This window comes from Streptomyces triticirhizae (genome assembly GCF_003696235.1).
Lineage (GTDB): Bacteria > Actinomycetota > Actinomycetes > Streptomycetales > Streptomycetaceae > Streptomyces > Streptomyces triticirhizae.
Map to the genome: position 1 here is coordinate 1 of NZ_RFFJ01000240.1, position 8,170 is coordinate 8,170.

Sequence of the window (8,170 nt, forward strand, 5' to 3'; positions counted from 1 at the left end):
GCCGCCGTCGATCGGCGGCTGAACCGCCGTCGCCGGCAGCGCGCTGCCCTGCGGCATCACGGTGGTCCTGGCCTCGGAGGCCGGCGCCCGCGAGGGGCTCGGCCGGTCGTCGTCCTCCAGCAGCGGCGGCGAGAAGACGGTGGCCGGCGGCGCCATGGCCTCCGCCTCCTCGGCGCTGCCCGAGGTGTCCGTGCCGGCCCAGGGCGAGGCGCCGCCGGCCGGCCGGTTGCCCGAGCCGGGCGTCACGTCGGCGGCGGCCCAGGGGCTGTCGGCCGCCGGGCCCGAGGGCTTGGGCGGCGCGAACGGGTCGGGCGTCGACCCCGCCCTGGCGGGCTCGGGCTTCGTCGGCTCCGCCTTCGCCGGCTCCGCCTTCGCGGGCTCCGCCTTCGCGGGCGCCGGTGGGGCGAACGGGTCGGGCGCGGAAGGCCGTTCGGAGCCGGCCTTCGGCGGAACGGGCAGCCCCGGCGGCGACGGCGCGGGCGAGGGCGTTGCCGAGGGGGTTGCCGAAGGCGGTGTCGACGAGGACGCCGGGGAGGCGGCCGCACCGGGTCGGTTGTCCGGGATGCCCGCCTTGTCGGCCGCCTCCTGGAGCCACTGCGGCGGCGTCAACAGGAAGGACGTCGCCTCCAGATCCACCGACTTCGGCGGCTCCGGCGCGGGCACGGACGCCGAGGTCCTGCCGTACTCCTCCTCGAAGTGGCGGATCACCTCGCTCACCGGCAGCCTCGGCCAGTACGTCGTCTCGCCGCTGTCCCTGGCGATCACCAGCCGACCGCCGCCGACCTCGCCGCCCGAGGCGTCCTCGGCCCAGGCGACGAAGCCCAGGTTGAACTCCCGCACCCGCACCTCGTGCGCCGGGTCGTCGGCGCCCGCGCCGTTCACCCAGCGCTCGGCGCGCTCCTGCGCCTGCGCGAACGTCACCACGGCACTCATCCCTCCACCGCGACGGCGTTCGCGAACCCGCCGTCGACCATCAGATTCGCCACCGTCTCCAACTCCGGCGGGGAGCCGGCCAGTCGCAGCAGGAAGGCGTCGAAGTCCTCCCCGCAGGGCAGCAGCAGCTCCTCGACCCGCTCACTCACGGTCAGCCCGTCCCGGTCCCGCGCGTCGTCCACGGGGCACAGCCAGACCGAGCCCGTTCCCTCGCCGCGCACCTTCACGGCCACGATGCCGCCCTGGACGAAGGCCACCGCCAGATAGTCCTTGGTGAGATGGTCGCGGAGGCACTTGTTGATGTACACGAGGTCGTTGACGGCGGCCTCCTCGCGGAGCGTGAAGAACGGCTGGTCCACCAGCAGCCCCAACTCCGCGTCCAGCGCCACCCCGACCGGGGCGCAGCCGCCGGCGGCCTTCAGGAACGCCCGGTAGGCGGGCGGCAGCCGGTAGCCCAGCTTCTCCTCGGCGGTCCGCAGCCGCTCCTCCGGAACGGCGACGGAGGTCGGCGTCCTGAAGTGCGCGGGGCGCGGGTCGGCGAGCGGCCGGGTGCCGCGCTTGTGCTGGTCGACCGCCGTGGTGGCCAGGCCGCCGTGGTGCCGCAGCAGCGCCTTCACCTCCACCGGCACCAGTTCGAGCCGGCGCGAGCGCGCCACATGGTGCCAGGTCCAGCCGTGCGGGGTGGCCACGGCGGGCAGCCGCGCCCACAGCTCGTGACCCGAGGCGTGCAGCGCCGCGTTCGCCGACACGTAGTCGGTCAGCCGCAGCTCGTCCACGCCGAACCCGTCGGGAGGCTCGGCGATCTCCGCCGCCGCTCTGGCGTAGGGCGAGAAGTCGGGATAACCTTCCGCGTCCACCCGGACACCGTGCGGATACCGCGCCGCGCGGACCGGGTCGGGGAACTGCACCACCTGACCGGCATAGGCCCGGTTGGGTGGCGCGGCCTGCTGGCCGAGCCGACCTGTCGTCATGGCGTGAACGCCCCCTGCTGTTGCCTCTCGCTGTTGCGGCACAGCCTATGGGGTCGTCCAGTCGGTGGCACGATCGTCCTCGTGATATCGGATATCCACGGCCAGCCGCCGGGCGGTCCCCAGCACGGGGACGCCCGCCCTGTGCCTCCCGCGCTGCTGCGCCGCCGCGACGGCATCCTGCCGACCACCGCCGCCGCGCTCCGCGTCCCGGAACGGGACCAGCCGCTGACCGGCACCGCCAGCCGGAGCACGCCGCCGCCCGAACCGCACCCGGTGGTCGCCGAGATCCTCGCGGGGCTCGGCACCGCCCAACGGGAACGCCACCTCGGGCGCTGCCCGGAACCCGCGCTCCTCACCCGCTGGCTCAACGAGGCCGGCGCCGCCGACCTCGACCAGGCCCGCCGCGCGCTCGACGGCGCCGGCATCACCTGCCGCCACATCCGCGAGGACGGCGACCCCCGGCACGGCGCCCACGCCGCGCACTGCCGCTCCTGCGCGGTGCTGTTGGCGCGGCTCGGCGTGACCAGCCTCACTCCGGCGCCGGCCGGAGCGGCGGGACCGCCCGTCGGGGACCCGCTCGGCGGGCCGACGCGGGGCGCGCCGTGGTCGGTCGGCACGGTGGACCAGGCGCTGGCGGCGGCCGGTTGGCGGCCGGGGCGGGTGCACACCGCCAAGGCCGAGCGGTGGGCCGACGTGCTCAGCGGGCACCGTTCACCGCAGGGGCATCCGCACGAACTCTTCCCCGCCGCGTTCGAGACCTGGGCCGAGTTGGGGGAGATCACGCTGAACCCGACGGGGCCCGGGGAGGTCTTCGCGCCGAGCGCCGTGGTGGTCGACCCGCTGGCCGGGCTGCACTGGGCGCGGGTGCTCAGCGACCTCGGGCACGCGCTGGGGACCCGACTGGCGCCGGTCGGCGAGGAGTTGGGCAGCGGCGCGCTGCTGGCGGTGGACCAGGAGGCGCGGCTGTACGGGATCGACCACAGCGGCGACTGGTTCCTGGGCCACGACGTCCTCACCGGCCTCGCCACCCTCCTGACCGGCGCGGCGCCACACCGGCTCGAACCGTGACGTCTGCCCCGGCCTCCCCGGACCGGCCCGGCCGGCGCCCCGGCGAGGGGCGCCGCCTGGCGGCGGGCGGCGAAGGTGGGGACGGTGACGCGGTGTTCTGGATGCCGATACCCGCCGCCCGCGCTGCGACCGTCCTTTCAGGAGGAGAGACGGTTTCGGTAGTCGTCAGTTCAGAGCACTCGGTGTCCCAGGAACAAACGTGATGGTGCGCAGCAGTCGGATGACCGCTGGCATGTAGGTATCCCAGTGCGGGAGGGCTGGGGTGGTGAAGGTGACGGTAAGAAGCGCCTGCTCACGCAGAGTCGGGTTTTCCGGTACTGGTACGAATGCCTGTAACTCCGCGAAGGGAACCGGCGGTTCGATGCCGGGGAGTTCGTAGATTCGAGCGCCGACCACCACTGCGGCCGGCTGTCCGCAAGGGAGTGGTTGTATTCCTCCGGTCCAGTCCGAGCCTCTCTGTGCGACCAGGGTCTGCAGGGTGCCTTCTGCGGCGACTTGTGCGTCTGCGCCGTAGGGAAAACTCTGGGCCGTGACGAGTAGGGTCGCGGCTGAGGGTCCTTCGTTGATCAGGCCGAAGGCGGCGCCTGCGTACAGAGTGCCCATCCGGCTGAGGATCTGAGAGACGGCCCGGGTCCTATCCACTGCTCTGGGGTCGGGGGCTGGGTGGCTTGATTGTTCGACCGCTTGAGCGTTGGTGAAGGCCAGTGTCTCTTCGAGCGTCATGCCGGGCGGGATGCTGGTGAAGGCTGCGGGTACGTCGAACGTGACGTGCGTCAGGCCTCCCTTGCGTCATCGGGGGAGGGGTAGTAGCGCTGAGCTTCGAACCGCTCGACGAGTTTGAGCTGGCGTTGGTGTCCGCTGAGGACCCACCGCCCCGCCACCGGGGTGAGGGCGAACAGGAGGACGGCGATGGCTGCTAGGGACAGCGCCAGCCACAGGGTGTCGAGGGCGAAGCCGGCTCCGAACAAGGCTGCGACTCCGCCGATCAAGAGCACGGCCCGGGTGGGCGCGGTGCCGTTGCGCTGGAAACGGTGGATCGCAATCATGGCCGCTCCGGCCCGGGCTGGGGTGACTGTGCCTGGTTGGTTCTGCACGTGGGGCGGCCAGCAGGCGTTCCACCAGGCGCCGGTGGTGCGGTAAAGGTAGGTCGCCCAGGCGGCTCGATGCCGCGCTTCTTCGCTTTCGTCTCGCTGGAAGATCAGCGTGATGCTTACTCCATGGCCTCGTATCTCCGTCAACCGGTAGCCGAATTCGTGACTGATCGCGACGAGTAGGCGACCGTCGGAGTTGATGTTGATCGAGACTTGCTCGGAGCCGTCGAGGCGGGCGATCAGCTCATGCTCGTTCATGAGGCTTCTTCTGGCTGGTCGCGACCGGCGTCGCGCCAGGCGTTCTCGAAGCCCACCCACAGCGGCCCGACGCCTGTTGGCAAGAACATCTCCAGAGTCTGTCGCGTGTCCCGTGGTTTGAGGTAGTCCAGCGCTGAGGGGTCTCCGATCGTTCCGACCAGGCTGTCCCAGAAGGCGCCCCCGCTCAGGATCTGAGTCGGCGTACTGTTGCCGATGGTGCGAGCGAGGTTCCCACCGTGGCGTACGTACTGGACTACAGGAATCGCACCCAGGAGGTCTTGGCCCAGGGTGCGAAGTGAGACGTCGGCGCCGGCGATCCTCGCCGTGCCGTGGGCTACGAGGGCCAGTGCTGCGAACCCGGTGGATATGCCGCTCAGAGCCAGCGAGGCGGGCTTGCTGGCGAATGTCGTCGAGGTCCGCGGTGGCGCGTTCGAGGTCGGCTTGAGCGCGCTGGGAGCGTTCCATGGCCTCGTCGCGTTCTGCGCCTTCTTCGGTGGCGAGGATGTCGATGAGGTTGGCGGGGGTGGGGAGTTGGTCTATGCGGGTCTGGGCGGCGTGGGCTTGTTCTTCTAGCTCCTGGGCCTGGTGTTGGGCTTGGGGCATGTGGTCGGCCCATTCCTCCAGCGCGTTGGCCGCGATGCGGAAGGATTCGTGGGCGGCTTCGACCTTGGGGGTGAAGTCGTCGTCCCATTGCTCGCGCCATGCCTCGGCGGAGCGGCCGCGCCACTGGCTGTTTCCGCTGCCGCGCAGGAGGCTGACGACGTCGCCTAGTGCGGTGGTGGTCTGTCGTACTTGTTGGGCGACGTGGCTCACGGTGGTTGCGTCGCCGGGGCAGGGCACGAATCCCAGGGCAGGGTAGTCATATTGCTGGGACGGTGCAGGAGTGACGGGAAGCGGCCAGCTCATGTGGCTATGTACCCTTCTCCGTTGCCTGTGCCCTCGTCTTCGAGTCCCTGGGCCAGCCCATCGTCGACGCTCTGAAAAGCACGGAGTATCTCGTCCAGGCCGTTGGCGGCTTGGTCCGCGAACTCGGCCAGTTGGGAGATGCCGTACTCCCACTCGTTGCCGAAGTCGTCCATCCGGCGCTCCAGCCGTGACACCCCCATGGCGGCGCCGTCAACTTCGGCCATCGCCTCGCAGGGCTGTTCCATCAGATTGGCGATGTTGCGGATATTGTCACGGTTTGTCCGCGGCTCGTCATAGCTCAGGTACAGGTCACTGTGACCCATCGGCCCCCCCACGGGTTAACTCTCGCCACAGGAAGCAATACTGTAATCGAACGGGCGCGCATCGTCACGCGACAATGGCGTTGCATCTGGGGCAAGTTGGCCTTGTCTCGGCTTCCGGCACGTGCGAGCTGGTGATCCCCAGCGGTACGGGCCTTCACGAGCCGGAATGTTCGTACGCACTGGCCAGCAGCTCCCAGCGCCCGCCGCTCGGCGCCGCCGCGTCCCGCCAAGCCGCCGCGCGGCAGCGCCGCGCAGCGGCTTCAGCCGCCGGCGGCGATGATCGCTTCGCGATACGCCCGGGCCGCCGCCCGCAGCGCGGTCTCCGGGTTGACGCCGGCCGCCTCGGCCTCCGCCGCCAGCGCCAGCAGCCGGTAGCCGAAGCCCGCGTCGTGCGGGGTCTCGGGCAGCGGCACCGCCAACCCGGCCGTCCGCGCCCGGCCCAGCAGCTTCGCGGCCAGCGCCAACGCCGGCTGGCCCAGCGGCACGCCCTCGGTGACCGAGGTGCGGGCCTTCTCCTCCGCCTTGGCCGCGAACCACAGCGCCTTGACGTCCTCGGGCGTCTCCGCCTTCGCGTCGCCGAAGACATGCGGGTGTCGGCGGATCAGCTTGGCGACGATGGTCCCCGCGACGTCGTCGATGTCGAACGGCTCGGCGGAATCCTCGGCGGCGATCCTGGCGTGGAAGACGACCTGGAGGAGCACGTCGCCCAACTCCTCGCGGATCTCGGCCCGGTCGCCGTTCTCCACCGCCTCGACCAGTTCGAAGACCTCCTCGAGGCCGTAGGGCGCCAGGCCCTCGCTGGTCTGGACGGAGGCCCAGGGGCAGGTCGCCCTGATCTCGTCCATCACCCGCACCAGGTCCAGCAGCCGCGCGCCGGGCAGGTCGTAGGAGCCGGGCAGCAGTTCCAGCTCGGGCAGGCCGGTGGCGCGGCCGGAGCCGGCGATCCGCGCGAGTTCGTCGGTGAGTTGGGGTTCGCCCTCGGCGCCGGCCAGCACGACGACCGTGCGGCCCCCCGCACAGGCGGTCAGCAACTCGGCCGCCGTCGGCACCCCGTGGCGCACGGCGACGCCGGCCTCGCGGAGGTAGGGCCCGTGCGGGTGTTCGGCGTCCCGGCTCACGACGAGGTCGGCCTCGTGGAGCACCTGCCAGGCGGGCCAGGAGAGCAGCCCCGGCGCCACCCGGTGGCTGGTGGTCAGCAGGACGATCCGGCCGGGGGCACCGTTGAGTTCGCGCACGGTCATCCGTCGAGACTAGTCCGCGCCCCCGGGCACTCGAACAACGGCCCCGAGGTGGTCACCCCCGAGGTCAGACGGCCGGAACGGCCGGCGGAGACGGCGGGCGGGGCGCCACGGGAACAGGGCAGGCGGTCAGGCCGGCGGGGCCGTGAGGCCGAACTCCTCCTCGGCCGGCTCGTCCGCGCGCAGCCACGGCGTGTCGGCGTCGGCGAGCGTCACCTGTTCCGCGTCCCACTCGCCGTAGCGCGGGTTGACCTCGACGCCGATCTCCTCGGCGGTCTCGGCGAACACCTGCCGGAGCATCTGGTCGCCATTGGGCCCGGGAGGAGCGCCGAGGCGCTGGGCCAGGCCCTGGGTGAGCAGCTGGCTCCGCAGCACCTGGTCGATCTGCTCGTCGCCGGCGAACGGCAGCCCGTTGGTGGCGGTGAGGGCGCTCAACTCCAGGGCCTCGGCGCCGCCCACGCTCTGTTCGGCGATGGCGCGGCTCTCCTGCACCTGGGCGCGGCTGACCTCGACGCCGTGTGCCTCGGCGGCGGCCTCCAACACCTCCATGTACACCAGGAAGTCGACCGTCTGGCGAGTCAACCCGGGGGTGGAGCTGAGCAGTTGGTCGCCCTGGGGCTGCTCGCGCTGGGCCTCGCGGACCGTCTCCACCCGTTCCTGCACGCTGGAGATGGTGATGCGCTCGTCGCCGACCACGGCCGCCGCACCCGGGTGGGCGCCGGTGGAGCAGCCGGTGAGCAGGGGGCTTGCGAGCAGCAGGGCCGCGGCCGAGACCGCGAGGGTGGAGGTGCGGCGCTTCACTGGGGTACTCCCGAGGACGAGCCAGTAGGGTGATCGATGGTACGCGGCCCGATCCTAGGCGGCGGCACCGACCCTGACCACCGCCGTGACCCTTCCGCCGCCGGTCCGGGGCCGGTTGGGCGGGCCGGCGCGGTGTACGTCGTCCCCTACACCGAAATGTGGCCCCCTTAGGGGAACCCTGCTACTTCTCACTGATGTGGACCTCATCCCGGGGGGTGACGAGGACGCGCCAGGCGGTCTCTAGGCTCTAGGAGAGGCTTCGAGGAAGGCTCTGCCGAGCACTTCAGGGCCTCGTCGAGCGCCCCAGGAGCCGTCCGGCTCGCGGGGCCCACGCCGCGCGGTCACCGGCGCCGGCCCGAGCAGATTCTTCCCACCTATCGCACGGCACAAGGAGATTCACGTGACAACGGCTGTAGTCGATCCGACGACCGGGGGCAGCGGAGGGCAGTCGGCCGTGGCCGCGAGGGCGGTCGGGGTGGTCAAGGCGTACGGCTCCGGCGAGACGCGGGTGTCGGCGTTGGACGGGGTGAGTGTGGATGTGGAGCGGGGGGTGTTCACCGCGATCATGGGCCCCTCGGGCT

At 71.8% G+C, this 8,170-nt stretch carries 7 protein-coding genes and 3 pseudogenes; 2 read left to right on the plus strand and 8 right to left on the minus strand.

The window, feature by feature from the left end; translation table 11 throughout:
* Together EBN88_RS26715 and EBN88_RS26720 are read right to left on the minus strand one after the other, a co-directional pair.
* Window positions 1-933: pseudogene (locus tag EBN88_RS26715) on the minus strand (SUKH-4 family immunity protein); the annotation flags it as partial.
* Window positions 930-1,904 carry an SMI1/KNR4 family protein gene (locus tag EBN88_RS26720; protein ID WP_122399614.1) on the minus strand — a complete coding sequence of 325 codons (975 nt, stop codon included), beginning with the start codon at window positions 1,902-1,904 and terminating at the stop codon, window positions 930-932. The gene EBN88_RS26720 and the pseudogene EBN88_RS26715, both read right to left, overlap by 4 nt.
* 81 nt (window positions 1,905-1,985) lie before the next feature.
* Here EBN88_RS26720 and EBN88_RS26725 point away from each other — a divergent pair, with 81 nt between their 5' ends.
* Complete coding sequence (locus tag EBN88_RS26725; protein WP_158621543.1) at window positions 1,986-2,972, plus strand: SUKH-3 domain-containing protein; 987 nt, start codon at window positions 1,986-1,988, stop codon at window positions 2,970-2,972.
* Window positions 2,973-3,137: 165 nt separating this feature from the next.
* On the opposite strand, the gene EBN88_RS30280 is transcribed toward EBN88_RS26725, so the two are convergent.
* The 6 genes and pseudogenes from EBN88_RS30280 to EBN88_RS26750 form a co-directional block, all read right to left on the minus strand.
* Window positions 3,138-3,695, minus strand: coding sequence for a hypothetical protein (locus tag EBN88_RS30280; RefSeq protein ID WP_147472861.1), 558 nt, complete (start codon window positions 3,693-3,695; stop codon window positions 3,138-3,140).
* Between the two features lie 50 nt (window positions 3,696-3,745).
* On the minus strand, window positions 3,746-4,321 hold the full coding sequence (locus EBN88_RS26730; protein WP_122399616.1) for a hypothetical protein: 576 nt from the start codon (window positions 4,319-4,321) through the stop codon (window positions 3,746-3,748).
* Between the two features lie 432 nt (window positions 4,322-4,753).
* Window positions 4,754-5,227, minus strand: a pseudogene (locus EBN88_RS32780) (putative T7SS-secreted protein); the annotation flags it as partial.
* On the minus strand, window positions 5,224-5,550 hold the full coding sequence (locus EBN88_RS26740; protein WP_122399620.1) for a hypothetical protein: 327 nt from the start codon (window positions 5,548-5,550) through the stop codon (window positions 5,224-5,226). The pseudogene EBN88_RS32780 and the gene EBN88_RS26740, both read right to left, overlap by 4 nt.
* A 260-nt stretch (window positions 5,551-5,810) precedes the next feature.
* Window positions 5,811-6,791: a nucleoside triphosphate pyrophosphohydrolase gene (locus EBN88_RS26745; RefSeq protein ID WP_122399618.1), complete on the minus strand. Its 981-nt coding sequence runs from the start codon at window positions 6,789-6,791 to the stop codon at window positions 5,811-5,813.
* A 126-nt stretch (window positions 6,792-6,917) separates the two neighbouring features.
* The gene (locus EBN88_RS26750; protein WP_122399619.1) at window positions 6,918-7,589 is read right to left on the minus strand and encodes a SurA N-terminal domain-containing protein; all 672 of its coding nucleotides are present in this window, start codon (window positions 7,587-7,589) and stop codon (window positions 6,918-6,920) included.
* A gap of 400 nt (window positions 7,590-7,989) precedes the next feature.
* On the opposite strand from EBN88_RS26750, the pseudogene EBN88_RS26755 reads away from it, so the two are divergent.
* A pseudogene (locus EBN88_RS26755) lies at window positions 7,990-8,170 on the plus strand (ABC transporter ATP-binding protein); the annotation flags it as partial.

Excerpts from the sequence above, each read along its gene's own strand:
- EBN88_RS26720 (WP_122399614.1), bottom strand. The coding sequence starts at position 1,904 with ATGACGACAGGTCGGCTCGGCCAGCAGGCCGCGCCACCCAACCGGGCC.
- EBN88_RS30280 (WP_147472861.1), bottom strand. The coding sequence starts at position 3,695 with ATGACGCTCGAAGAGACACTGGCCTTCACCAACGCTCAAGCGGTCGAA.
- EBN88_RS26730 (WP_122399616.1), bottom strand. The coding sequence starts at position 4,321 with ATGAACGAGCATGAGCTGATCGCCCGCCTCGACGGCTCCGAGCAAGTC.
- EBN88_RS26740 (WP_122399620.1), bottom strand. The coding sequence starts at position 5,550 with ATGGGTCACAGTGACCTGTACCTGAGCTATGACGAGCCGCGGACAAAC.
- EBN88_RS26745 (WP_122399618.1), bottom strand. The coding sequence starts at position 6,791 with ATGACCGTGCGCGAACTCAACGGTGCCCCCGGCCGGATCGTCCTGCTG.